Annotated in this window: 25 protein-coding genes; 14 read left to right on the forward strand and 11 right to left on the reverse strand. The window is 56.8% G+C overall.

The features are described 5' to 3' along the window. Positions 1 to 75: 75 nt before the first annotated feature. Positions 76 to 387, reverse strand: a complete 312-nt coding sequence (cyaY, locus tag ACSF8X_RS02405; protein ID WP_047877645.1) for an iron donor protein CyaY — start codon at positions 385 to 387, stop codon at positions 76 to 78. 78 nt (positions 388 to 465) lie between these two features. Between cyaY and lptM the strand changes: the two genes are divergently transcribed. The 6 genes from lptM to yigB are packed head-to-tail and all read left to right on the forward strand — an operon-like array spanning position 466 to position 5,054. After that, a complete protein-coding gene (gene lptM, locus ACSF8X_RS02410; RefSeq protein ID WP_084722154.1) occupies positions 466 to 582 on the forward strand; it encodes an LPS translocon maturation chaperone LptM in 117 nt (38 codons plus the stop codon). 25 nt (positions 583 to 607) lie between these two features. Next, positions 608 to 1,861 carry a diaminopimelate decarboxylase gene (gene lysA / locus ACSF8X_RS02415; protein WP_047877644.1) on the forward strand — a complete coding sequence of 418 codons (1,254 nt, stop codon included), beginning with the start codon at positions 608 to 610 and terminating at the stop codon, positions 1,859 to 1,861. Positions 1,862 to 1,875: 14 nt separating this feature from the next. Further along, positions 1,876 to 2,706: a diaminopimelate epimerase gene (gene dapF / locus ACSF8X_RS02420; protein WP_047877643.1), complete on the forward strand. Its 831-nt coding sequence runs from the start codon at positions 1,876 to 1,878 to the stop codon at positions 2,704 to 2,706. After that, positions 2,703 to 3,404: a DUF484 family protein gene (locus tag ACSF8X_RS02425; protein ID WP_500850621.1), complete on the forward strand. Its 702-nt coding sequence runs from the start codon at positions 2,703 to 2,705 to the stop codon at positions 3,402 to 3,404. The genes dapF and ACSF8X_RS02425 overlap by 4 nt, the downstream gene beginning before the upstream one ends. Beyond that, a complete protein-coding gene (gene xerC / locus ACSF8X_RS02430) occupies positions 3,401 to 4,312 on the forward strand; it encodes a tyrosine recombinase XerC (protein ID WP_500850622.1) in 912 nt (303 codons plus the stop codon). The genes ACSF8X_RS02425 and xerC overlap by 4 nt, the downstream gene beginning before the upstream one ends. A gap of 19 nt (positions 4,313 to 4,331) precedes the next feature. After that, positions 4,332 to 5,054: a 5-amino-6-(5-phospho-D-ribitylamino)uracil phosphatase YigB gene (yigB, locus tag ACSF8X_RS02435; RefSeq protein WP_500851127.1), complete on the forward strand. Its 723-nt coding sequence runs from the start codon at positions 4,332 to 4,334 to the stop codon at positions 5,052 to 5,054. A gap of 72 nt (positions 5,055 to 5,126) precedes the next feature. Here yigB and ACSF8X_RS02440 read toward each other — a convergent pair whose 3' ends face one another. The 5 genes from ACSF8X_RS02440 to ACSF8X_RS02460 are packed head-to-tail and all read right to left on the reverse strand — an operon-like array spanning position 5,127 to position 7,752. Next, positions 5,127 to 5,582 (reverse strand): DoxX family protein, encoded by a 456-nt coding sequence (locus ACSF8X_RS02440; RefSeq protein ID WP_500850623.1) that lies wholly within the window; start codon positions 5,580 to 5,582, stop codon positions 5,127 to 5,129. Next, positions 5,576 to 6,349, reverse strand: a complete 774-nt coding sequence (locus tag ACSF8X_RS02445; protein ID WP_500850624.1) for an HvfC/BufC family peptide modification chaperone — start codon at positions 6,347 to 6,349, stop codon at positions 5,576 to 5,578. Before ACSF8X_RS02445 ends, ACSF8X_RS02440 begins: the two co-directional genes overlap by 7 nt. Then, positions 6,333 to 7,163 (reverse strand): MNIO family bufferin maturase, encoded by an 831-nt coding sequence (gene bufB, locus ACSF8X_RS02450; RefSeq protein ID WP_500851128.1) that lies wholly within the window; start codon positions 7,161 to 7,163, stop codon positions 6,333 to 6,335. Before bufB ends, ACSF8X_RS02445 begins: the two co-directional genes overlap by 17 nt. 24 nt (positions 7,164 to 7,187) lie before the next feature. Beyond that, positions 7,188 to 7,448, reverse strand: a complete 261-nt coding sequence (locus ACSF8X_RS02455; RefSeq protein ID WP_047877636.1) for a BufA1 family periplasmic bufferin-type metallophore — start codon at positions 7,446 to 7,448, stop codon at positions 7,188 to 7,190. A gap of 37 nt (positions 7,449 to 7,485) precedes the next feature. Then, the gene (locus tag ACSF8X_RS02460; protein ID WP_047877635.1) at positions 7,486 to 7,752 is read right to left on the reverse strand and encodes a BufA1 family periplasmic bufferin-type metallophore; all 267 of its coding nucleotides are present in this window, start codon (positions 7,750 to 7,752) and stop codon (positions 7,486 to 7,488) included. A 360-nt stretch (positions 7,753 to 8,112) separates the two neighbouring features. On the opposite strand from ACSF8X_RS02460, the gene uvrD reads away from it, so the two are divergent. After that, positions 8,113 to 10,284: a DNA helicase II gene (gene uvrD, locus ACSF8X_RS02465; protein WP_500850625.1), complete on the forward strand. Its 2,172-nt coding sequence runs from the start codon at positions 8,113 to 8,115 to the stop codon at positions 10,282 to 10,284. Positions 10,285 to 10,372: 88 nt separating this feature from the next. Here the strand turns inward: uvrD and ggt are convergent, their stop codons facing one another. The 3 genes from ggt to rarD form a co-directional block, all read right to left on the reverse strand. Continuing rightward, positions 10,373 to 12,130, reverse strand: a complete 1,758-nt coding sequence (gene ggt / locus ACSF8X_RS02470; protein ID WP_500850626.1) for a gamma-glutamyltransferase — start codon at positions 12,128 to 12,130, stop codon at positions 10,373 to 10,375. Positions 12,131 to 12,222: 92 nt separating this feature from the next. After that, a complete protein-coding gene (locus ACSF8X_RS02475; protein WP_500850627.1) occupies positions 12,223 to 12,876 on the reverse strand; it encodes a LysE family translocator in 654 nt (217 codons plus the stop codon). Positions 12,877 to 12,941: 65 nt separating this feature from the next. Beyond that, complete coding sequence (gene rarD / locus ACSF8X_RS02480; protein WP_500850628.1) at positions 12,942 to 13,847, reverse strand: EamA family transporter RarD; 906 nt, start codon at positions 13,845 to 13,847, stop codon at positions 12,942 to 12,944. A gap of 238 nt (positions 13,848 to 14,085) precedes the next feature. On the opposite strand from rarD, the gene recQ reads away from it, so the two are divergent. The 4 genes from recQ (at position 14,086) to ACSF8X_RS02500 (ending at position 17,913) form a co-directional block, all read left to right on the forward strand. Beyond that, complete coding sequence (gene recQ / locus ACSF8X_RS02485) at positions 14,086 to 15,930, forward strand: ATP-dependent DNA helicase RecQ (protein ID WP_500850629.1); 1,845 nt, start codon at positions 14,086 to 14,088, stop codon at positions 15,928 to 15,930. A gap of 256 nt (positions 15,931 to 16,186) precedes the next feature. Then, positions 16,187 to 16,525, forward strand: coding sequence for a DUF3630 family protein (locus tag ACSF8X_RS02490; protein ID WP_500850630.1), 339 nt, complete (start codon positions 16,187 to 16,189; stop codon positions 16,523 to 16,525). Positions 16,526 to 16,658: 133 nt separating this feature from the next. Continuing rightward, the gene (locus ACSF8X_RS02495; RefSeq protein ID WP_047877629.1) at positions 16,659 to 17,342 is read left to right on the forward strand and encodes a 7-cyano-7-deazaguanine/7-aminomethyl-7-deazaguanine transporter; all 684 of its coding nucleotides are present in this window, start codon (positions 16,659 to 16,661) and stop codon (positions 17,340 to 17,342) included. A gap of 121 nt (positions 17,343 to 17,463) precedes the next feature. Continuing rightward, the gene (locus ACSF8X_RS02500) at positions 17,464 to 17,913 is read left to right on the forward strand and encodes a GNAT family N-acetyltransferase (RefSeq protein WP_500850631.1); all 450 of its coding nucleotides are present in this window, start codon (positions 17,464 to 17,466) and stop codon (positions 17,911 to 17,913) included. Between the two features lie 254 nt (positions 17,914 to 18,167). Here the strand turns inward: ACSF8X_RS02500 and elbB are convergent, their stop codons facing one another. Then, entirely contained in the window at positions 18,168 to 18,818 is a 651-nt protein-coding gene (elbB, locus tag ACSF8X_RS02505; protein WP_500850632.1) for an isoprenoid biosynthesis glyoxalase ElbB, read from the reverse strand. A 321-nt stretch (positions 18,819 to 19,139) separates the two neighbouring features. Between elbB and polA the strand changes: the two genes are divergently transcribed. The 3 genes from polA to ACSF8X_RS02520 all read left to right on the forward strand — a co-directional run bounded on the left by polA (position 19,140) and on the right by ACSF8X_RS02520 (position 22,857). Next, positions 19,140 to 21,929: a DNA polymerase I gene (polA, locus tag ACSF8X_RS02510; protein WP_500851129.1), complete on the forward strand. Its 2,790-nt coding sequence runs from the start codon at positions 19,140 to 19,142 to the stop codon at positions 21,927 to 21,929. 191 nt (positions 21,930 to 22,120) lie between these two features. Continuing rightward, positions 22,121 to 22,168 (forward strand): small protein SpfP, encoded by a 48-nt coding sequence (gene spfP, locus ACSF8X_RS02515; RefSeq protein WP_438616993.1) that lies wholly within the window; start codon positions 22,121 to 22,123, stop codon positions 22,166 to 22,168. Positions 22,169 to 22,554: 386 nt separating this feature from the next. Continuing rightward, positions 22,555 to 22,857, forward strand: coding sequence for a hypothetical protein (locus tag ACSF8X_RS02520; RefSeq protein WP_157037775.1), 303 nt, complete (start codon positions 22,555 to 22,557; stop codon positions 22,855 to 22,857). 49 nt (positions 22,858 to 22,906) lie between these two features. Here ACSF8X_RS02520 and yihA read toward each other — a convergent pair whose 3' ends face one another. Beyond that, entirely contained in the window at positions 22,907 to 23,569 is a 663-nt protein-coding gene (gene yihA / locus ACSF8X_RS02525) for a ribosome biogenesis GTP-binding protein YihA/YsxC (RefSeq protein WP_047877624.1), read from the reverse strand. Positions 23,570 to 23,613: the final 44 nt, after the last annotated feature.

Here is a 23,613-nt window from a genome sequence, read left to right on the forward strand (position 1 = left end):
CGCCGTCATTACGCAGAGATTAAAAAGCGAGGTATCACACCTCGCTTTTTTTATATCATGTGTCCCGGGCTGGGATTACCAGTCAACGCTCTCGCCGGCATGGGCGCTGCATTCGCGCTTGACCAGGCTGATCAGCTCCTCGTCGCTGCGGGTGCAGCGCCACTGGCCGTCCTGATATTTGAAATGGTAGCCGCCTGACTTGGACGCCAGCCAAATTTCATGCAGGGGTTCTTGACGGTTGATCACGATTTGGCTGCGGTTTTCAAACTCAAGGGTCAGCACGTTGCCCATCGTCTCGTATTCAATGTCAGCACCTGATTCATCGATGCCTTCCTCGATGCTCATTAGCACGTCATCGGCTAACTTGTGAAATTCTGTATCATTCATCCCAGTCTGTCCTATTGCTTTTCCTAGTATGGGTGCGATTATAGGGGGCTAACACATGATTATCACTGGCTTTAAAAAATGCGTAAAGGTTTATTGGCAATTTTGGTTCTGGGTGTTCTCGCCCTGGCAGGCTGTGGTCAGAGCGGCCCGTTGTATATGCCTGACGATACCGAGCAGCAACAGCCTCAGCAATAACGACTAATACAGGGAAGAGACGACATTGGATTATTTCAATTACCAGCAAGACGGCCAGCTGTGGGCCGAAGATGTGGCATTGGCGGATTTGGCTGAGCGTTTCGGCACGCCGCTCTATGTATATTCTCGCGCAACCCTCGAGCGTCATTGGCATGCCTTTGACCGGGCGGTGGATGACCATCCCCATTTGATTTGCTATGCGGTCAAGGCGAACTCTAACCTCGGGGTGCTCAACGTGCTGGCACGCTTGGGCTCGGGGTTCGATATCGTTTCCGGCGGTGAGTTGGAGCGGGTGATTGCAGCGGGCGGTGACCCGGCCAAAGTCGTCTTTTCTGGCGTGGGCAAAACGGCTGCCGAAATGCAGCGTGCCCTCTCGCTGGGGATCAAATGTTTCAATGTCGAGTCTGAGCCGGAGCTTGAGCGTCTCAATCAGGTTGCTGGCGAGATGGGCAAGGTGGCACCGATATCACTCCGGATCAACCCGGATGTCGACGCTAAGACCCACCCGTATATCTCGACCGGCCTGCGCGATAACAAGTTCGGGATCGCGTTTGACCGCGCCCCGGATGTCTACCGTCTGGCCCAGCAGCTGCCGAATATCAAGGTGACCGGGATTGACTGCCATATCGGCTCGCAGCTGACCGAGCTCTCCCCGTTTATTGATGCGACAGACCGCCTGCTGGCACTGATCGACCTCCTCAAGGCGGAAGGGATTGCCATCGAGCACCTCGATGTCGGTGGTGGGCTGGGCGTGACTTACAGCGCCGAGCAGCCACCTGCGCCATCGGAGTATGCCGAGGCCTTGATGGCACGGTTGGTGGATTACCCTGAGCTTGAATTGGTTTTCGAGCCAGGCAGGGCGATTGCCGCCAATGCCGGGGTGATGCTGACGCGGGTCGAGTACCTCAAGCATACCGACCACAAGAACTTCGCCATTGTCGATGCGGCAATGAATGATCTGATCCGTCCGACCCTTTACCAGGCCTGGCAGGAGATCATCCCGCTGCGCCCGCGTGACGGCGAGGCTAAAACCTATGATTTCGTCGGCCCGATTTGCGAGACCGGTGACTTTATCGGTAAGGATCGTCATTTATGCCTAGCGGCGGGGGATTTGCTGGCAGTACGTTCGGCGGGTGCCTATGGTTTCGTCATGGCATCTAACTATAATACTCGGGTAAGGGCAGCAGAAATCATGGTTGATGGTCAGCAGATCCACGTCGTTCGCGAACGTGAGGAGCTGGCCGAGCTATGGCGTTCTGAGCACCTGTTGCCAGAATAACGATAAGGATCATCATGCAGTTTCACTTTTCTAAGATGCATGGTTTAGGCAACGATTTTATGGTTGTCGACTGCGTTACCCAGAACGTGTTCTTCTCGCCGGATGCGATTCGGCGCTTGGCCGACCGCCACCGCGGTGTCGGCTTTGACCAGTTGCTGGTTGTTGAGCCGCCCTATGATCCCGAGACGGATTTCCATTACCGGATTTTCAACGCCGACGGCAGTGAAGTGGAGCAATGCGGCAATGGCGCCCGTTGTTTTGCCCGCTTCGTTTGGATGAAGGGGCTGACCAACAAATACCATGTATCTGTCAGCACCAAGGCCGGCAAGATGGTACTCAAGCTTGGCGACGACAATCTTGTGACCGTCAACATGGGCGAGCCGACCTTTGATCCTGCAAAAATACCGATGCGGGCCAAGCAGAGCGAGAAAACCTATATTCTTCGAGCGGGTGAGCAGACTTTATTCTGCGGTGCCGTGAGTATGGGCAACCCCCACTGCGTCACTGTGGTCGACAATGTCGATACCGCTGATGTCGAGACCCTCGGGCCATTGCTTGAGTCTCATGAGCGCTTTCCTGAGCGGGTCAATGCGGGCTTCATGCAGGTGATTAGCCGCAATGAGGTGAAATTGCGGGTCTACGAACGTGGGGCTGGGGAAACTCAAGCCTGCGGGAGTGGGGCCTGCGCCGCTGTTGCTGTGGGCCGCCTTCAGGGGCTGCTTGATGAAGAGGTGACGGTTTCGCTGCCGGGCGGTGATTTGCATATTCGCTGGAAGGGCGAAGGGCACCCATTGCACATGATGGGCCCTGCCGAACATGTCTTTGATGGACAAATTACACTATGACCGATATTTATCAGCTGGACGCTCGCCCCGAAGAGGACGGCGTCTCGTTGACTGAACAGGAAGTGGCGGGTTTTCTTGCCGCTAACCCTGATTTTTTCATTCGCAACCCGGACTTGCTGGGTCGCCTTCAGGTTCACCACCACGAACGCGGGGTGGTGTCTCTGGTGGATATCCAGCTTGAGCGGTTGCGCAGCCAGATCGTCGAGCAGGAAGAGCAGATGGCCGCCATGGTCAAGGCTGCCTTGAAGAACAGCGATCTCTTTGAGCGTTTTTCTCGGACCCAGCTGGAGCTGCTGCAGACCCATAATATTTACCAGGCCCTGATGGTGCTTGAATCGCTGGCAGATAGCATGGGGCTGGCCGTCAGCCTGCGCCTGTTCGACAGTTTCGACGAGAGCCTGTATTTGGCCCGTCGTAGTTTCGACAGTTTCCGATGCTCGCGCTTGTCGTCGCGCCCGGTTTACCTTGGCCGCCTGCGCAAGCAGGAGAGCGAGATGCTGTTTGACGAGCCGCCGCATTTGGGATCGTTCGTGGTCCTGCCGCTGGGCAACGAGCGGTCGATAGGGGTGCTGAGCTTCGCCAGTGCCGACGGCGGGCATTTTCAACCCGAGATGGACACCCTGTTTGTTGAGCAGTTGGCGATGGTTCTGACCCGCCTTATCCATCATTGGGAATACAGCCGCGAGGTGATCGGGTGAGCCTGCCGCAAGGATTGGAACAGCCGCTGCTGCGCTTTTTCGAATACCTGCGCAGCGAGCGTGAGCTGAGCCTGCATACCCAGCAGAACTACAAGCGCCAGCTGACCACCATGGCAGAGCAGCTGGCGGCGCTTGACGTTGACGACTGGCGTAAGGTCGATGCCGGTTGGGTTCGCCAGTTGGCAAGTAAGGGGATGCGAGATGGCCTCAAGGCCAGCAGCCTGGCGATGCGCCTGTCGTCCCTGCGCAGTTTCCTTGACTACTTGGTGGGACAGGGCGATCTCAAGGCCAACCCGGCCAAGGGGGTCTCGGCACCCCGCAAGGCGCGGCCATTGCCGAAAAACCTCGATGTCGACGAGATGGACCAGCTGCTCAGCGTAGACGGCGAGGATCCCCTGTCAGTCCGTGATCGGGCGATGATGGAATTGATGTATGGGGCAGGCCTGCGTCTGTCCGAGCTGGTCGGCTTGAATGTTAAGGATATCAGTCTTCGCAAGGGGGACTTGCGGGTGATTGGTAAGGGTGACAAGGAGCGGGTCGTTCCGTTTGCGGGCTTGGCCCGGGAATGGGTCGGCCATTGGCTGCGGTTGCGCGGCCAGCTCGCCAAGCCTGACGAGCCGGGACTGTTCGTTTCCAAGCTCGGGGTGCGGATTTCCAACCGCAACGTCCAGAAGCGGATGGCCGAGTGGGGCCAGAAGCAGGCGGTGTCGAGTCACATTAACCCGCACAAGCTGCGCCACAGCTTTGCGACTCATATGCTGGAATCATCAGGGGATTTGCGTGCGGTGCAGGAGTTACTGGGCCACGCCAACCTGACGACAACCCAGATTTATACCCACCTCGACTTCCAGCACCTTGCCAAGGTGTATGACGAGGCCCATCCGCGGGCCAAGCGCGGCAAGCGCTAGCAGCAAAGGAACCGTGTCCATGCAGTTTTACCGCCGTATTGCCCCGCCGCGGGCGATAACCTTTGATCTCGACGATACCCTCTACGACAACCGGCCGGTGATCCGCCATGCCGAGCAGGCGATGTTCGACTGGCTGGATACCTGCCATCCGGTGGCCCGGACGTTGGGCCGGGATCACTGGCAGTCGCTCAAGATGACGTTGGCCGAGGCGGATCCCATGTTGCGGCATGACGTGACGGCCTGGCGTTTCGAGCTGCTCAAGATCGGACTGATGCAGCTGGGCTACCCGCAGGCGTTGGCGGAAAGAGCCGCCGCCGAGGGGGTTGAAACAGTGCTGACGGTGCGCAATCAGGTTGAGGTGCCGGATGAAACTCACCGGGTACTGGCTTTGTTGCAACAGCAACTGCCGCTGGTTGCCATTACCAACGGCAATGTCGATGCCGCGAAAATCGGGTTGGATGGGTATTTCTCCGCCGTCTTGCAGGCCGGGCGTGACGGCCTTGCCAAGCCGGAGCCCGACCTGTTCGGGCAGGCGGTGGGGCTACTTGGTCTGGCTCCTGGCGAGATCCTCCATGTCGGCGACCACCTAGTGAGCGATGTTGCCGGGGCCAAACGCTATGGCATGATGGCGTGTTGGTTCAATGACCAGCAGCGCTCTTTGGTTGAGCAGTCGCGTGGCCAGATGGTGCCGGATGTTGAGATCAGCGAATTGTCGCAGCTGTTGTCATTGCTGCCGTCCTGATTGTTGACGGGGTATGGTTAATATAAAAAGGACAGCCGTTTGGCTGTCCTTTTTTATTGCCCGTAGGAGCGACTAGTCGAGCAGGCTCTGCTTGGGGGGCTGGCTGAATAAGCGGTCGAGGGAGAGCATCCCTGCTCCCCAGAATATGTTCATCAGCATCATCATTCCCCATAGCTGGTGGTCGAAAAAGCCTTTTTCCCAGAGAAGCGGGTAGGACACCACCGCGATGATGTTGAAGACGAACAGGATCAGTGCCATGGGGCGGGTGAACAGGCCGAGGGCCAGAAAGGCCGGGATGATCAACTCGGTCGCCGTACCGAGGTAGGCCGCCATTTGCCACGGGATGACAGGGACCTGGTATTCGTATTCGAACAGGTACAGGGTACTGTCCCAGGTGGTGTACTTGACCATCCCCGACTTGAAGAAGACCCATGCCACCCATAGCCGGGTGAACAGGAGCAGAAACGGGATCAGAGGGTCGCTCAGCCGTTGGGCTGTGGCATCAAGGTTCTTGAAGAAATTCAGCATGCGCAGTCTCCCTGTGGCAGGCCATGGATAGCGGTGAAGCAGTGGTGTTGGAGTAACTCCCCCAAAATGGCCAGCATGGCAGGGGAGGCTGTCCCGAGGGGTTGGCCGGATTGGCATCGCCGGATCAAATCGGTACCGTCCGAGGTGGTGGCGATGACGCGGATCCCGTCGTGGCTTTGGCAGACGACGGCCGACTCGGGGGCGGAGAGATCGATTGGCTCTACCTCGTTGTGGGTGATCATCTGCCACAGGCTGGCAGCCGGGCTGGCGGCATCGATGAGCTGGGCTGAGGGTTCCACCTCCAGCCGGAGCTGGCCGAGGTTGTCCTCGGTGACAAGGGCCAGCTGTTCGAAAGGAAACGCGTGGGGAGGCGGGGCATATTGGCCGGCTCGGTCCACGGCCCATTCGAGACGGGCAAGATCGGGCAGGTAGGGGACGGCGGCAAGCAGCTCCGGCTGCTGGGCGATGGTCGCATCAAGCCCTGCCCCGTAATGGCTGACATCCCCTTCGGTGGGCGGGGTGCGCAGTACATGCTGGCGGGCAAGTTGTCCGAAGCACTCCTCGCCAACGACGGCAAGACAGCAGGGGTAGGTGGCCGCCAGTATTTCGGACAGGCTGATCACGAAGTTGTTGCGGTAGATCTGCAAAAGTTGCTCGGCCGGGAAGCGGCCTTGATGTATGTGGGCGGCAGCAGTGCTTGGCCGGTAGCGGAGGGCTTCGGCAAACGCCTGCTGGATAGCCTTCAGAGCCTCAGGCGGGTGAGTCATGGCGTTCCTCCTGCTGCAGTATGTCGCGGGCCTTGGCGGCTTCGCCCAGCAGTACGGGTAAGGCCGGGATATCCAAATCCCACTCGATGAGGGTGGGGACCGGACCATGCTGGCGGATCCATTGGCGGTAGAGCTGCCAGACCGGATCGCTGACCGGGCGGCTGTGGGTATCGATCCATATCTCGCCATCGTCGACTTGCCTGGCGGTGAATCCGGCGAGGTGGATCTCCCCGACGGCGCTCGGTTCGAGAGCGGCGAGGTATTGCTGGCAGTCAAAGCCATGGTTGAAGGCACTGACGTAGATATTGTTGAGATCCAGCAGCAGGCCGCAGCCGGTACGTTGCTGGACATGGTTCAGGAACTCCCATTCCGGGATGGTGGAATGGCTGAACTGGAGGTAGCTGGACGGGTTTTCGACCAATAGGCGGCGGCCGAGGAAGTCCTGCACCTGTTCGACCTTGCGGCAGAAGTGCGAGAGTGCCTCTTCGGTATAGGGCAGCGGCAGCAGGTCGTTGAAGTACTCCCCGTCCACCGAGCTCCAGCTGAGGTGGTCGGAGACGGCGATGGGGGCGAGCTCGTCGATGAGCCCCTTTAGCTGGCAGAGGTGGGCGCTATCGAGGGGATCGGCCGAGCCCAGCGACAGGCCAATACCGTGGCAGCTGACGGGGTAGTGTTCGGCGATTTCCCGTATCTGCTGGCGGGCAGCCGAGACCGGGTTGAAATAGTTCTCGCTGTGGATTTCCCACCAACCGATATCAGGCCGCTCGGCGAGGACTTGGTCGATGTGGGGGGACCGAAGCCCCACCCCGACCATCGCCTGTGGTGACAGGCGGCTCAATTACTTGGCCTCCTTGCTGCTGCCTGCGAGGCGGTCGCACAATCCCTTGGGTACCATCACGAAGGCATCTTTCTGGCCATCGGTCTTCGAGGTGCCGGCGCAGGAGCTGGTCTTGGTCGCGCAGTCGTTCTTGCCCGCCTTGACTACGCCGTAGCATTTTTCCTTGTCCGCCGCATGGGCGACGGAAGGGGCTAGGGCTACCCCGGCCAAGGCCAACAGGCCAGATACGGCTGTCGTGACAGCGATATTCGACTTCTTCATATCTCTTCCTTTCTCGTGGCTGATAGCGTTGGGGGGCTTAGGATGACTTGGTAGAGCCGCCGACAAGGCGCTCGCACAGGCCTTTAGGTACCATTACGAAGGCGTCCTTCTGGTTGTCGGTTTTCGAGGTGCCGGCACAGGAGCTGGTCTTGGTCGCACAGTCGTTCTTGCCGGCCTTGACCACGCCGTAGCATTTCTCTTTGCCCTCAGCCGCGACGGCTGTGGTTGTGGTCATGGCCGTCCCGGCAAGGGCAAGTAGGCCGGTTACGGCTGAAGCAAGTGCGATATTGGTGGTTTTCTTCATGGTCATTCCTCTTTGTTTCGCTGACTGTATTGGGAGCATATCTGCTTCCTTGGGTGGCACCTCATGGTGCTCTGCTACATAAGAAAGGGGGATCGACGGAAATCTTTCAGCCCTTCTTTGTTTTTTTAACGATGTATTAACAATCGCCTTTCCAATCATAGAACAAAACAGAAATAGGCAAGCGCTTGATTAGGTGAAATATTAGCCATGATAGGCTGAGCGGTTTAGCAACAGCTGCAATGGGTTCGGCAGGCAGGGGCCGGTAATTGGCGGGATGGTGCCGATGGCTGTGTGTCCTCGCATCCCGGTGGGCTTTGTGGTTATAATCTCTACCATTGTATAAATAACCAGTAGAGAGCGATGGACGTATCACTTCTGTTAGATGGTCTTAATGACAAGCAGCGCGAGGCAGTAGCGGCCCCGTTGGGTAATTATTTGGTGCTGGCGGGTGCGGGAAGTGGTAAGACCCGGGTTCTGGTCCATCGCATCGCCTGGTTGATGGCTATTGAGCAGGCCTCGCCGTACTCGATTATGTCGGTGACCTTCACCAACAAGGCGGCGGCGGAAATGCGCGGCCGGATCAACGAGCTGATGCAGGGCTCGCTGTCGGGGATGTGGAACGGCACCTTCCACGGTCTGTGCCACCGGATGCTGCGGGCCCACTACCTTGACGCCAAGCTGCCGGAGGATTTCAATATTTTGGATTCTGACGACCAGATGCGCTTGCTCCGCCGCCTGATCAAGGCCCAGAACCTTGACGAGAAACAGTGGCCGGCACGCCAGGCTGCCTGGTATATCAACGGCAAGAAAGACGAGGGGCTGCGCCCGCAGCACATCGAGACTTTCAGCGATCCGGTTGAGCAGACTTGGCTGCGCCTCTACACGGCTTATCAAGATGCCTGTGATCGGGCTGGCTTGGTGGATTTTGCCGAGCTGCTGCTGCGATCCTATGAGCTGCTCAAGCATAGCAAGCATATCCGTGAGCACTACCAGGCCCGTTTCAAGCATATTCTGGTCGATGAGTTCCAGGATACCAACAACATCCAGTATGCCTGGTTGCGCTTGATGGCGGGGCCGCAGTGCAATGTCATGATTGTAGGTGACGACGATCAGTCGATTTACGGCTGGCGCGGCGCCAAGGTCGAGAACATCCAGCGCTTTTTGAATGATTTCAAGGATGCCAAGTCGATATTCCTCGAGCAGAACTACCGCTCGACCGGCAATATCCTTAAGGCTGCCAACGGCCTTATCGCCAACAACAATGAGCGGATGGGCAAGAATCTTTGGACCGAGGGGAGCGAGGGCGAGCTGATTTCGATCTACTCGGCGTTCAATGAGCTCGACGAGGCCCGTTTCGTGGTCGGCAAAATCAAGGAGTGGCAGGATCAGGGCGGAGCCCTGAACGAGACCGCGATGCTGTACCGCAGCAACGCCCAGTCGCGGGTGTTGGAAGAGGCGTTGATCCAGGCGGGAATGCCTTATCGGATCTACGGCGGTATGCGCTTCTTCGAGCGTCAGGAAATCAAAGATACGCTGGCCTACATGCGCCTGATTGCCAACCGCCACGATGATGCCTCGTTCGAGCGGGTGGTCAATACCCCGGCCCGGGGACTGGGCGACCGCACCCTTGATACTATCCGGATGGCGGCTCGCGATCGTGGGGCCACTATGTGGCAGGCCTGTGTGGCTTTGCTGGAGGAGCAGGCGCTAGCCGGTCGGGCGGCCAACTCGTTGCGCCGTTTTATCGAGCTGGTCAATGCCCTTGAGGATGATACCCGCGATATGCTGCTCTACCAGCAGACCGACGAGGTGATCCGCAACTCGGGGCTGCGGGCGATGTACGAGCAGGAGAAAGGCGAGAAGGCCCAGGCCCGGATCGAAAACCTTGAGGAGCTGGTGACGGCAACCCGCCAGTTCGAGGTACCGGAAGAGGCGGTCGAGATGAGCCCGTTGTCGGCTTTCTTGTCCCATGCGGCGCTGGAAGCCGGCGAGGGGCAGGCCGATGATTTCGAGGACGCGGTGCAGTTGATGACGATGCACAGTGCCAAGGGCCTCGAGTTCCCGGTGGTGTTCATGGTGGGCGTCGAGGAGGGGATGTTCCCTAGCTCGCGTACGACCGAGGAGGTCGGCCGCCTCGAGGAGGAGCGCCGGTTGTGCTACGTGGGCATGACCCGTGCGATGCAGAAGCTGTACATCAGCCATGCCGAGATGCGCCGCCTGTACGGCAAGGATAACTTCCACAAGCCGTCACGGTTTATCCGCGAGATCCCGCAGGAGCATATCGAGGAGGTCCGGATGAAAGCCAAGGTGTCGCGACCTGCCAGCAGCGGGCGCTTCAGTCAGTCGGTGGTCAGCGAGAACTTCAACCAGACCGGCTACACCCTCGGCCAGCGCGTGATGCACCCTAAATTTGGCGAAGGTACGATTATCAACTTTGAGGGCAGCGGTGCCCAGAGTCGGGTCCAGGTTGCCTTCAACGGCGAGGGGATCAAATGGCTGGTGACCCAATACGCCAAGTTGCAGCCGATGTAAGCGCTGCGCGCTGAGCACCCTATTGCAAAAGAGACGATGCCCGCCGGTCAGTTCGACCGGCGGGCCTTTTTTTGCCCATCGGTTGAGGTTAGTGGCCGATCACGGTGCCTTCACGGCGCGGATCCGCCGCTCCGGAGAGTTGTTTGCCATCAATGGCAATGGCCTGCACGCCTGAATTGAGCGGCTTGAGCTGGACTTTGAATCCGAGCTTCTCGAGCTTGGGCTTCCAGTGGTCGGCATCGGTGTCGGCCTCGATTTCTATTGGGCCGAAGCGGTTGTTCATGTTGGGCAGGTCGATGGCCTGTTGCAGATCCAGTCCCCAGTCGAGGTGGCCGATCAGGGTCTTGGCAACGTAGCCGATGATCTGGCTTCCGCCGGGGGAGCCGATGGCCAGATAGGGGCTCCCGTTTGCCATCACGATGGTCGGGGCCATCGAGGAGCGGGGGCGCTTGCCCGGCTCGACCCGGTTGGCAATGGGGTGGCCGTTATTATGGCTGCGGAACGAGAAGTCGGTGAGCTCGTTGTTGAGCAGGAAGCCGCGCACCATGAGCCGGGAGCCGAAGCCGTTCTCGATGGTGGTGGTCATTGAGACCACGTTGCGATTGGCATCGACAATCGAGAAGTGGCTGGTGGAGGGGAGCTCCAGGGACTGGTCGGCCCCATAGTGCAGGGCATGCTGCCAAGGTGGGTTGCCCGGCAGTGCCTCGGGTAGTGCGGTATCTCTGTCGAGCAGTGCAGCACGTTGGCGCAGGTAATCCTCGTCGAGCAGTCCGGTTGTGGGTACCGGGACGTAATCGCTGTCAGCGATGTAGCGGCCGCGATCGGCAAAGGCAAGCCGAGAGGCATCGCTGATCAGGCGCCAGCTTTCGGGATTGTCGGGGCCGAGCTGGCCCAGCGGGTAGTGGCTGAGGGTGCCGAGGATCTGGCCGAGGGTCAGGGCCCCGGAGCTGGGCGGGCCCATCCCGCAGATTTGGTACTGGCGGTAAGGAGCGCAGACGGGCGGGCGCTCTTTGATTTGGTAGGTGGCGAGATCCATCAAGCTGAGAACCCCGGGGTTACCGGGGGCATTTCGCACGGTATTGACGATGTCACGGGCTATCTCGCCGCTGTAGAAAGGGCGTGGCCCGTCTTCTGCCAGGAGCTTGAGCGTTGCGGCATAGGCGGGGTTCTTCAGGGTGTCCCCGGCTTGCAGCGGCTGGCCATCGCGGTTAAAGAAATAGTTTCGGGTGGCATCGAAACGTCGCAGGTGTTCTTGATCCTTGGCAATAAGAGCGGCGAGCCGGGGGCTGACGGTAAAACCTCTGTTGGCCAGTGCTTGGGCAGGCCTGAACAGCTCGCGCCACGGTAGTTTGCCGAGCCGCTGGTGGGTATGCCACAGCAGCTTGATCGTTCCCGGGGTACCGACAGAGCGGCCGCCGACCACGGCGTCGAAAAATTGCAGCGGCTGGCCTTTGCTGTCCTGAAATAGGACCGGGGTGACGGCGAGCGGGGCGCTTTCCCGCCCGTCGAAGGTTCTCAGTGCCTGTTGGTCGTTGTCCCAGTAGACGAGGAAGGCGCCGCCGCCGAGGCCAGACGACTGGGGTTCGGTCAGCCCCAAGACCAGTTGGATGGCGACCATGGCATCAATGGAGTTGCCGCCCTGGCGGAGCATGGCGGCCCCTGCCTCGCTGGCATGGGGGTTGGCGGTGGCTACCATCCACTCTTTACCCTGGGCGAGATGTTGGGCGGATCGGCCGGTCGCTGCCTCGGGGGCATTTTGGTCGGCTGCCTGTTGTGCGGCCGCGGCCGGAAAGACGGCAAGGCAAGCCGCGAGTAACAGCGGCTTGCGGGGAATGTTCCTTGGCATGGTGGGCTCCTTCCTTGGTGGGCTGCAGCAAGCCTATGGGTGGATCACGCCTCTGTCTAATCGGCGGTTGGATTTTGTGCTGCCGGTCAAGCTCAGCGGATGACGGCCTGATAGAGGATGGTCCCGCCGATGGTCACGAACAGCAGCCCGCACAGGCCGTCTATGGCCGGTGACCAGCGCAGCAGGCGCTGTTGCATGCGCTGGCCGGTCAGCAGCCATGCCAGCAGGGCGAACCATAGGAAGGCGGTGAGCCAGAGTAGGGCGATGGCGACGATCTTGCCGCTAAGCGGAATACCTGCCGGTACGAGGGTGGAGAGCAGGCTGAGGAAGAACACCAGCGCTTTGGGGTTGAGGATGTTGGTGGTGAAGCCTTTGAGCATCGCTTGGCGACGGTTGGCAATCAGCCGTGCCGGCATCGGATTGACCTGCGCCAGATCCCGGGGCTTGGTCAGTAGGGCGAAGACGCTCTTGAGGGCACCGGTACCCAGCCACAGCAGGTAGCTGCCGCCAGCCACTTGAAGCAGGGTGAACAGGGCGGGATGTTGCTGGATAAGCAAGCTGGCCCCGGTCAGGCTGAGAATGGAATGGATCAGGATCCCCAGCGATAGGCCGAAGGCAATGGCAATACCCGTCTGGCGGCCGTAGCGTCCCGCATTTTGGACCACGAGGGCAAAGTCGGGTCCGGGGCTCATCAGGGCCACAATGTGGACGGCCAGCAGGGTGATAAGGGGAGCGATGTCGTTCATGTTCTCTTTTGTTCCTGTGGGAGGGTTGGGTGCAGCCGGCGTTATGGCCGGCGGCGGTGTCTGTGTCAGGTCGAGTGGGTGATCTTGGTACGGCGGCTCCTGAGGCCATCGATGCTGAACAGTACCAGTGCGGCCCAGATGAAGCCGAAGGTATATACCTTATCAGCGGTGAGGCTTTCGCCGTAGAGGGCAATAGCCAGTATGAACATCAGGCTCGGCCCGATGTACTGGAAGAACCCCAGGGTCGAGAGTTTGAGCTTGGTGGCCGCCCCGGTGAAGCACAGGAGCGGCAGGGTGGTCACGATACCGGCGGCGACCAGCAGCAGGTTGGTCGATAGCGGGTTGTGGCCCCAGTCTGCGGTCGGGCTGTCGGCTATCCACAGGACGTAGATGGTCGCCATCGGCAACAGGAGGCAGGTTTCCATGAACAAGCCGGTCTGGGCGTCGAGGTTGATTTTCTTGCGCAGCAGGCCGTAGAAACCGAAGCTGCTGGCCAGTGCGAGGGCGATCCACGGCAGCGAGCCGAATTGGATCAGCTGGACGGCGACGCCTGCCACGGCCAGCAACACTGCCACCCACTGGAGCGGGCGTAGCCGCTCGCCGAGGAAAAGCATCCCGAGCAGGACGTTGAGCAGTGGGTTGATGTAATAGCCGAGGCTGGCATTGAGCATGAAGTTGTTATTGACGGCCCAGATGAAGATCAACCAGTTGCCGCCGATGAGGGTGGCTGTGGCCGCTAGGAGCAGCAGGGTGCGTGGCCGCGAGAGGACGTGGCGGACTTTGCCCCAGCCCCGGCTGGCTTGCAGCAGGATGGCGAGGAAGAGTACCGACCAGATCACCCGGTGGCTGAGAATTTCGGGGGCGCTGACATGTTGCAGAGCCTTGAAGTAGATCGGGGCGATGCCCCACATGGTATAGGCGGCGAGGGCGAGGATCACGCCGCGCTGGGTTTCTTGGTTTTGTTCGTCCATGAGTGCCTGATCATTCCGAGGTAAAGGTTTGCGACAGATAATTATGCGTCGCCTATGCAGGGCCAGTATAAATCGCATACAAAACCAATACTATGGACTTTTGCTCGGCGGTGCTGGGAGGTGGCCGTCCCCGAGGGGGGAGCGGGCGGCATTCCCAACGGCTTGGACATTGGTATAGAATAGCCAGCCTTTAACAGTCTCTGCGTTCGGCGGGGATGCGACACAGGAACCGCGAGATATGTCAGCCAGCCTTGCCTGCCAACCTGTCCCCCAGGCGACCAGCCAGACCATCCTTGAAGACGTTTTCGGCTACGAGGCGTTCCGTATCGGCCAGCAGGCGGTGATTGAAACAGCCGTGGCTGGCGGGGATTGCTTGGTGATCATGCCGACGGGCAGCGGCAAGTCGTTGTGCTACCAGATCCCGGCGCTGCTCCGCGAGGGCACGGCGTTGGTGGTCTCGCCTCTGATCTCCCTGATGAAGGATCAGGTTGACCAGCTCGAGGCCAACGGGGTCGCGGCGGCCTGCCTCAATTCGACGATGCCCCGGGAGGAGCAGGAAGAGACCTTTCTGGCGATGGCCGAGGGGCGATTGAAGCTGGTCTACGTGTCGCCGGAGCGGATGATGAGCCGCGATTTCATCGACCGGGTCGCGGCATTGCCGATCAGCCTGCTCGCCGTCGATGAGGCCCACTGTATTTCGCAATGGGGGCATGACTTCCGTCCTGAGTATGCAGCCTTAGGCTCGGTTCGCCAGCAGTTGTCCGGGGTGCCGGTGATGGCCCTGACGGCGACCGCCGACGACACTACTCGCCAAGATATCCTGACCCGCCTTGCTCTGTCCGAGCCCCATGTCTATCTCGGCAGTTTCGATCGCCCGAATATCCGTTATACCCTGCAGGAAAAGTACAAGCCGATGGCGCAGCTTGCTCGTTGTGTGGCGGATATGCGCGGCCAGTGCGGCATTATCTACTGCAACAGCCGTAAGCGGGTCGAGCAGGTGGCCGAGAAGCTGGCCTCCGGCGGAACCCGGGTGGCGGCTTACCATGCCGGGATGGCGAGTGACGAGCGGGCGTGGGTGCAGGAGGCGTTCCAGCGTGATGATGTCCAGATTGTGGTGGCCACGGTCGCGTTCGGGATGGGCATCAACAAACCCAATGTACGGTTTGTGGTTCATTATGATATCCCTCGTAATATCGAATCCTACTATCAGGAAACCGGGCGAGCCGGGCGTGACGGCCTGCCTGCCGAGGCGGTTATGTTCTACGACCCGTCGGATCTGGCCTGGTTGCGCCGCTGTCTCGACGAGAAGGAGGAAGGGGAGCAGAAACGAGTAGAGAGCCACAAGCTCAACGCGATGGGGGCGTTTGCGGAAGCCCAGACCTGCCGCCGCCAAGTCCTGCTCAACTACTTTGGCGAGGCACGCGAGACCCCCTGCGGCAACTGTGATATTTGCCTTGACCCGCCCAAGCGTTTCGATGCGCTCGAAGTGGCGCAGAAGGCATTGTCATGTGTCTACCGCGTTAATCAGGGCTTCGGTATCAACCATGTGGTTGAAGTGCTGCGCGGGATGCAGAACCAGCGGATCCGCGAATATGGCCATGACCAGCTCTCGACCTATGGGATCGGTCGTGAGCACAGCCATGAGTTCTGGGTCAGCATTTTGCGTCAGCTTATCCACCGTGGTTTTTTGGTCCAGAATATGTTGCGCAGTTCGACGCTCCAGTTGACCGAAAAGGCACGGGCGGTGCTGCGCGGCGAGATCGGGCTGGAATTGGCCGTGCCGCGCTTGGACACGGCAGCCAGAAGTAGCAAGAGCGACAAGTTTGCCAGCCGCCAGTACGACAAGAAGCTGTTTGCCAAGCTGCGCAAGTTGCGCAAGGCGATTGCCGATGAGGAAAACCTGCCGCCGTATGTGGTCTTCAACGATGTCAGTTTGATGGAGATGGCTGAGCGGCTGCCGACGTCTGCGGGCGAGATGCTGGCTGTCAACGGGGTTGGTCAGCGGAAATTGGAAAAGTACGGGGCGGCCTTCATGGTGCTGATCGAGGAGCACCTGACGATGGGCGAAGCGGTCGGTTACTAGCGCGGGGCTGATAAAAAAATACCGGGCAATCCGCGCCCGGCACAAATGCGTTGCCCCCGGCGGGCCAAATGGCCGGCATGGGTTTATCCGCTACAAAACAGCTTGCGTATTTGGTGAGAATGTTAAATTCACCGGCTGTAATACTCACCAGATCGGTTTGCAGTACAGCCACTCTATAAAATCATGGGTGACTCGTTTTGGCTAGCCCATTGTTATTGCTTGATACGCATAGAAACAATTGGTTACAGGAAAGTTGATGGAAAAGCTATTCGCAAAGGACATGGAAGGCAAAGACAAGATACGGTTTGAGTGCCGTCGCTTGGATTTGGCTGTCCCTGTGCTGGAGCTGGACGTGCCCGGCTGGGACTTTGACACCTTCGCTGCTGTAGTCGCCCCGCTGTTGGAGCGCTGGGAGCTGAAGGTGCTCGAGCAAGAGGCCAATGCCGATCTGCATGTATGGCTGGTAGACTTCGAGGGCTGCAAGATGCTGCTCAAGGCGGAGCATTACAGTGGCCAGATCTGGCTGGAAGGCCTCGATGCAGAATCGACGCCGGTGATGGCTTTTTTGGCCCAGCAACTGCCGATAATCGTGTAATCGGTTACTTTGCGTTCTCCTCTGGTCAATGCCTTGGGTTGCTGTATAATCGCCGCCTTCGGTTGCCGCCGATGCCGATGAGGCTTGGTGGTGTTTTGGGTTCCCTCTCCCCCAATGACAAAAAGGTCTCTACATGACGACTCATTTTTCATCTGCGCAGCAGCGCAAAGCCCTTTCATTTCTGGTGGCCTTCCACCTATTGATCATCGCTTCCAGTAACTACCTGGTGCAACTGCCCTTTACGGTCTTTGGCTTCCATACGACCTGGGGTGCCTTCACTTTCCCGTTTATTTTCCTTGCTACGGATCTGACCGTGCGGATTTTCGGAGCGTCTATGGCGCGGCGGATCATCCTGCGGGTCATGGTACCGGCACTGGCGATTTCTTACGCCTTGTCAGTCCTTTTCTATCAGGGGGAATATCAGGGCTTGTCGCATCTGGGTGACTTCAACCTGTTTGTTGCGCGGATCTCGATTGCCAGCTTCATGGCTTATTTGTTGGGCCAGATTATGGATGTGTCGGTGTTCAACCGCCTGCGTCAGACTAAGCAGTGGTGGGTGGCTCCGACTTGCTCGACGCTGTTTGGTAATGCGCTCGATACGTTGGCATTTTTCTCGATCGCGTTCTATAACAGCCCGGATCCGTTCATGGCGGCCAACTGGGTGGAAATTGCCTTCGTGGATTATGGATTCAAACTTCTGATTAGCCTGGGTTTGTTTGTACCGATGTACGGTGTGCTGCTCAACTACCTGATCAAGCGGTTGACAACACTTGCGCCGAAAGAAGGGGCGATAGCCGGCAGTACAGCCGAGGTATAGCGTCTATCGCTTTGACGGCGGGGCATTTGGCCCGATAATGGGGAATCAATCCGGACCGAGGGGCCAGCAGTTGCTGGCCTTTTGCTTATTCGGGGATGGCGAATATCAGGAGGAACGCACAATGATGATCCGCGAAGCGACGATAGACGAGGCGGTAGCCGTGCTGGCCAAGATCAGCGAGTTTGCCAAACCGGCAGACCAGGCGGCAGTGGCCCTGCGGCTGGATGGTCGCAGGGCTCTGGTGCTGGTGGCCGAGCAGGAAGGCGAACTTGTCGGGGTCAAGATCGGCTATGCCCTGTCGGAGCAGGTTTTCTACAGCTGGCTCGGTGGGGTCGCGCCAAGAGGTCGTGGCCGGGGGGTTGCACAGGCCTTGCTGGAGGCCCAGGAGGAGTGGGCAAGAGAACAGGGTTATAGTGCCATTCGGGTCAAGTCGAGAAACCGCTTCCCTGCAATGCTGAGGTTGCTGCTAAGGAATGGTTATCTGATTGAAGATATGGATAAAAAAGAAGGGGTGTTGGACTACCGCCTGCATTTTTCCAAGCAGCTAGTGAGTGGTGAAATCATTAACTGAGAAGAATTCTCAATAAAATGCTTGCATCTCAAATGAGAATGGTTATTATTAACTTGCACTCAGCGAGGCGAGACAGCCAAAGGCTCGCTTCGTTTGAAGGCACGACATTGCTCACATTGCTTCCAGTGTACTTCAGCTAGGGTTTGTTTTTGGTGTAGGGCTAAAAATAACAACCAATTCTGCTGAGCGGCAGCTACCTCCGGCTTGATGCCGAAAGTAGCGCCGCTTTTTCTTTTTTGGGCCATAGTCATGGTTCAGGCAATTTTCACCAGTTCGGCAACCAGTTTGTCGATGCCGGTTGCGGCTTCGCTGAGGCTGCCTGCCAGCATGTAGGCCGGGGTGGTGAGGATCCGGCGTTTTTGATCCAGCACGAAATCGTGGACCGGGCACTCGATATGTTCACCGCCCATCTGGTTGAATGCATGTGCGGTCTCAGGATCCGTGCCGATCGTTCCTTGGGCGCCGGGACCGTAGATCTTCGGGATCAGGGCGGGGGCTATGCACAGGTAGGCGGCTGGTTTTTCGGCTTCGGCAAATTGCTGGCACACCCGCTTTACTTCCGGGTGAATGGTGCAGTCAGCTGCCGCAAAGGCAAAGTCCGACAGGTTTTTGGCGACGCCGAATCCCCCCGGCAGCAGCAGGGCATCGAAATCGAGAGGATTGAGATCGCAGATGTCTTGGATATTGCCGCGTGAGATCCGCGCTGCCTCGATCAGGACATTGCGCGTTTCCGGCATTTCCTCGCCCGTAATATGGTTGATCACATGGTGTTGATCCATGTTTGGTGCAAAACAGTGCCAGCTCGCCCCGTGTTGCTCGATAGCGTACAAGCTGAGCACGGCTTCGTGGATCTCGGCACCGTCAAATACACCAGCCCCGCTCAAAATGACCGCAATTTTCTTCATAATGGCTTCCTTTATGGTCAGGTTTGGCTAATCTTACACCGATTTTTTGCCAGTAAAGAGAATTCTGTTAACGTTTTCCACAATTAATGATCATTTTAGGATCAAAGATCCATCGATTTGCCTTTGCTTAAGTTGTTGATTTGAGTGTGTTTATTTTTAAAATCAAAAAGTTATCAAGATTTTGATCAAAGAAAACATTTCAAATACTAACAAACTTATCCACAGGGTGGGGCGATGTCTTGGAAAACAGCGGTTAACAGTTGCTGGGAGTCATGGCATTCTAAGGCTCTGACTCTTACCTCCCTGAATAAGATTATTATTATGGCAAGTATTCCTGAAAATCCGTTGATCCTGATCGATGGCTCTTCTTATCTATATCGCGCTTTTCATGCTTACCCAGGTACGATGAGTAACGGTGAAATCCCGACCAACGCAGTTTATGGGGTTGTGAACATGTTGCGCAGTATGATGCGCCAGTTTGCTTCTGATCGTATTGCTGTGGTTTTCGATGCTAAGGGTAAAACCTTCCGTGACGATATGTACCCGGAATACAAAGCGAATCGCCCGCCAATGCCGGACGATCTCCGTTGCCAAATAGAGCCATTGCATAACGTGATCCGGGCGATGGGCCTACCGCTTATTTGCGTACCGGGTGTAGAGGCGGATGACGTTATCGGTACGCTGGCTTATCAGGCGTCGCAAAAGGGTATGCCTGTATTGATCAGTACGGGCGATAAAGATATGGCGCAGCTGGTGGATGACAACATTACGCTGATTAACACCATGACCAATGTGGTGATGGGGCGCGAAGGGGTCATTGAGAAATTTGGTATCCCACCTGAGCTGATTATCGACTACCTGGCGTTGATGGGCGATAAGGTCGATAACATCCCGGGCGTGCCGGGTGTGGGTGACAAAACGGCCACGGCGCTGCTACAAGGTATTGGTGGCCTAACCAAGCTGTACGAAAACCTTGATGACATTGCCGCGCTTGGCTTCCGTGGTTCGAAAACCATGGCGAAGAAGCTTGTCGACAACAAAGATAATGCCATGCTGTCTTACGAACTCGCGACCATCAAGCTGGATGTTGAGCTGGAAGAGACGCCGGAATCTCTGCTGAAAGCAGAGCCAAGCAAAGACGAGCTGATCAAGCTATATGGCCAGCTGACGTTCAAGGCTTGGTTGAACGAGCTGCTTGATGGCGGTACTGGTGTCGTGGAGGCTGATGAATCAGCCGGTGCAGCGCGCGCCACATCGGCGGTGCAATCGAACATGGACACATCGGCTGTCAACATCGACCGCAGCCAGTATGAGACCATTCTTGATGAAGCCTCTTTCAATACTTGGTTGGATAAGCTCAAAGCCGCCGATCTGTTTGCGTTTGATACCGAGACCGACAGCCTGGACTACATGGTGGCGAATTTAGTCGGCCTGTCGTTCGCGACCGAGGAAGGCGTTGCTGCCTATGTGCCGGTTGCCCACGATTATCTGGATGCCCCGCAGCAGCTGGACCGCAGCTGGGTTCTCGAGCAGCTCAAACCGATCCTTGAAGATGAGGCTCAGGCGAAAGTTGGCCAGAACCTCAAGTACGATGCATCGGTCCTTGCGCGTTATGGGATTGAAATGAAGGGGATCAAGCATGACACCATGTTGGCGTCCTATGTCTACAACAGCGTAGGCGGCAAGCATGACATGGACAGCTTGGCACTGCGTTTCCTTCAGCATAGCTGTATCTCGTTCGAGCAGATCGCCGGCAAAGGCAAGAACCAGCTGACATTCAACCAGATCGATCTCGAGCAAGCCTCGCCTTACGCCGCGGAAGATGCGGATGTGACGCTGCGCCTGCACAACCGCCTGTTTGCCAACATCGAGCATGACGAAAAGCTCAAGGCGGTATACGAAGAGATCGAGATGCCGTTGGTGCCTGTACTGTCTCGCATTGAGCGTACTGGTGTGCTGATTGATGAAATGAAGCTGAGCGCACAGTCGGTAGAAATTGCTGCCCGCCTTGAAGAGTTGGAGAAGAAAGCGTACGAGATTGCGGAGCAAGAGTTCAACATGAACTCACCCAAGCAGCTGCAGGCTATTTTGTTTGAGAAAATGGGGCTGCCTGTTATCAAGAAGACGCCGTCGGGTACACCTTCGACCAACGAAGAGGTGCTGCAAGAGTTGGCGCTGGATTACCCGCTACCCAAGCTGATTTTGGAATACCGCGGCTTGGCGAAGTTGAAATCGACGTACACCGATAAGCTACCGAAGATGATCAACCCAGCTACGGGCCGCGTGCATACGTCTTACCACCAAGCGGTGACAGCGACTGGCCGTTTGTCGTCAACGGATCCTAACTTGCAGAATATTCCGGTGCGCAACGAAGAAGGCCGCCGTATCCGTCAGGCATTTGTCGCGCCGGACGGCTACAAGATCCTGGCTGTCGACTACTCGCAGATTGAACTGCGTATTATGGCCCACCTATCTGGTGACCCGGCGCTGCTTGATGCGTTCCGAGAAGGTAAAGACATCCACGCGGCAACGGCTGCGGAAATCATGGGCATTGCGATTGATCAGGTATCAAGTGAGCAGCGCCGCCGTGCGAAGGCGGTGAACTTCGGCCTGATTTACGGTATGAGCGCATTTGGCTTGGCGAAGCAGCTTGGTATCCCGCGCGGTGAGGCGCAGGACTACATGAATGTCTACTTTGAACGCTACCCGGGTGTGATGCAGTATATGGAGGACACTCGTACTGCAGCGTCAGAGCAGGGGTTCGTCGAGACTATCTTCGGTCGTCGCCTGCACTTGCCTGAAATCCAATCGCGCAATGGTATGCGTCGCAAAGCCGCCGAACGTGCTGCGATCAATGCCCCGATGCAAGGGACAGCTGCGGACATTATCAAGAAAGCGATGCTGCTTGTTGACCAGTGGATTGGCCAGCAGCCGGAAGGCCGCGTGCGTTTGTTAATGCAGGTACACGATGAACTTGTATTTGAAGTACAGGAAGCGGATGTAGACAACGTATCTGCCGAGATCAGACGCCTGATGGAAGCGGCTGCCGAATTAGCCGTTCCGTTGATTGCTGATGCTGGTATTGGTGATAACTGGGATCAGGCACACTGATAAATCAATGTATTAAGTTACAGGTAAGTAAAATGGCCAGCGAAAGCTGGCTATTTTTTTATGAAAAATAAAGCATCAATAAGTTACGGAACTTAGAAATAAGTTACGACTTAATGAAAAAAAACTACGAAAAGTACTTTTCAACACTGAGCAATTGATATACAGTTATCTGCGTAGGGTACAGAGGTAAGATGTTCTATCTTTCAGACCTTTTGTTTCACGTTATTGGATTTGGCTGATTCAGCCGCCCTGACCATTTGGTCAGGGCGTTTTTTATTTGGGCCCTGCAAACGTTCCCCCCTGATATATCCCTTCCCCTGTTAGTGATCTTTTTTCCCCTCCATGGCCTCATTTTGTTTGTATTGGGTCGATAATGACACCATTTCCATGGTTTTTTGTCGAAAAAACAAACGATTTTTAGCTGCTGATAATGACGGCCTGAAATTAGAGTATTTACTTTAATTTAAATAGGGGGGCAGGTATAATAATGCTGCTTCTTGTTCATATTTGTTTTTGGGTGGGGACTTTGCGTCGCCGGCCAACAAATCCATGAAATAGCCACCCACTTATTTTGGGTGGCTTTTTTTTATCTCGCTATTCAGCAAAATGTAATTTTATTCCAGATATGACAACAACATCTCTAAATTTAGAGATGTTATTTTTCTTTATAAAACAACTTGGTGGCATTTTTGTGGTGAAGTGTTTAAAAGTAGATGTTATCGCATTGAAATGTAGGTGTGCTAAGCATCCAAGCTGCTGCAAAAAAGCACAAAAACTGGATAAAAAACTTGCGTTGCCCCGAGAAATACTTGATGCTTGCCGGACAAAAATAAAAAAAACTCCTATTTCTCTCCCATTACCCCGCCTGGATGGCGGGGTATTTTTATGCCGCCGTACTGGTGGGGTAATCTCGCGCAGGCGAAGATAAAAAAAGCTCCCAGAGGGAGCTTTTTTTTATCTAGAAAGAGTGGAGTGGATTATTCTTCGTCACCCATCTCATCTTCGTCCTCGGCGAGCAATGCCATCTGGCGCTCAAGCTCCGGGGCAAACCAGCTATCAAGCTTGCGGCGAACTTGGTCGACGCCGATGCCCTTGAGTGAAGAGAACGCCTCAACCTGAATATCACCCCCGAAGGCTTTCACACTTTCGCGGACTTTCAATAGCTGCTGCTTGCGGGCTCCGCTCTTGAGTTTGTCGGCTTTGGTTAGCAAAACCAGTACCGGAAGGCGGCTTTCAATGGCCCACATAATCATCTGCTGGTCGAGATCTTTAAGTGGGTGGCGGATATCCATCAGTACCACAAGGCCTTGCAAGCATTCGCGTTTTTGCAGGTACTCACCAAGAGCCGCCTGCCATTTCAATTTCATTTCCAGCGGAACCTGAGCGTAGCCGTAACCCGGTAGATCGATCAGGTTACAACCCGGAACAACTTCAAACATGTTGATCAATTGTGTTCGGCCAGGCGTTTTAGAGGTACGAGCTAGGCTTTTCTGGTCGGTGATGCGGTTCAGGGCACTTGACTTACCTGCATTGGAGCGACCAGCAAATGCAATCTCAACGCCTGCATCCGTCGGTAGCTGTCGGATCGAAGGTGCACTTGTGATGAATTTGGTGTTTCTATAGTTGAGAGGTTGATTCACTGTTAACTCCGTCAAGTCTTGATGTGGTAGACTGATTACTTTTT

It is taken from the genome of Photobacterium panuliri, assembly GCF_059920555.1.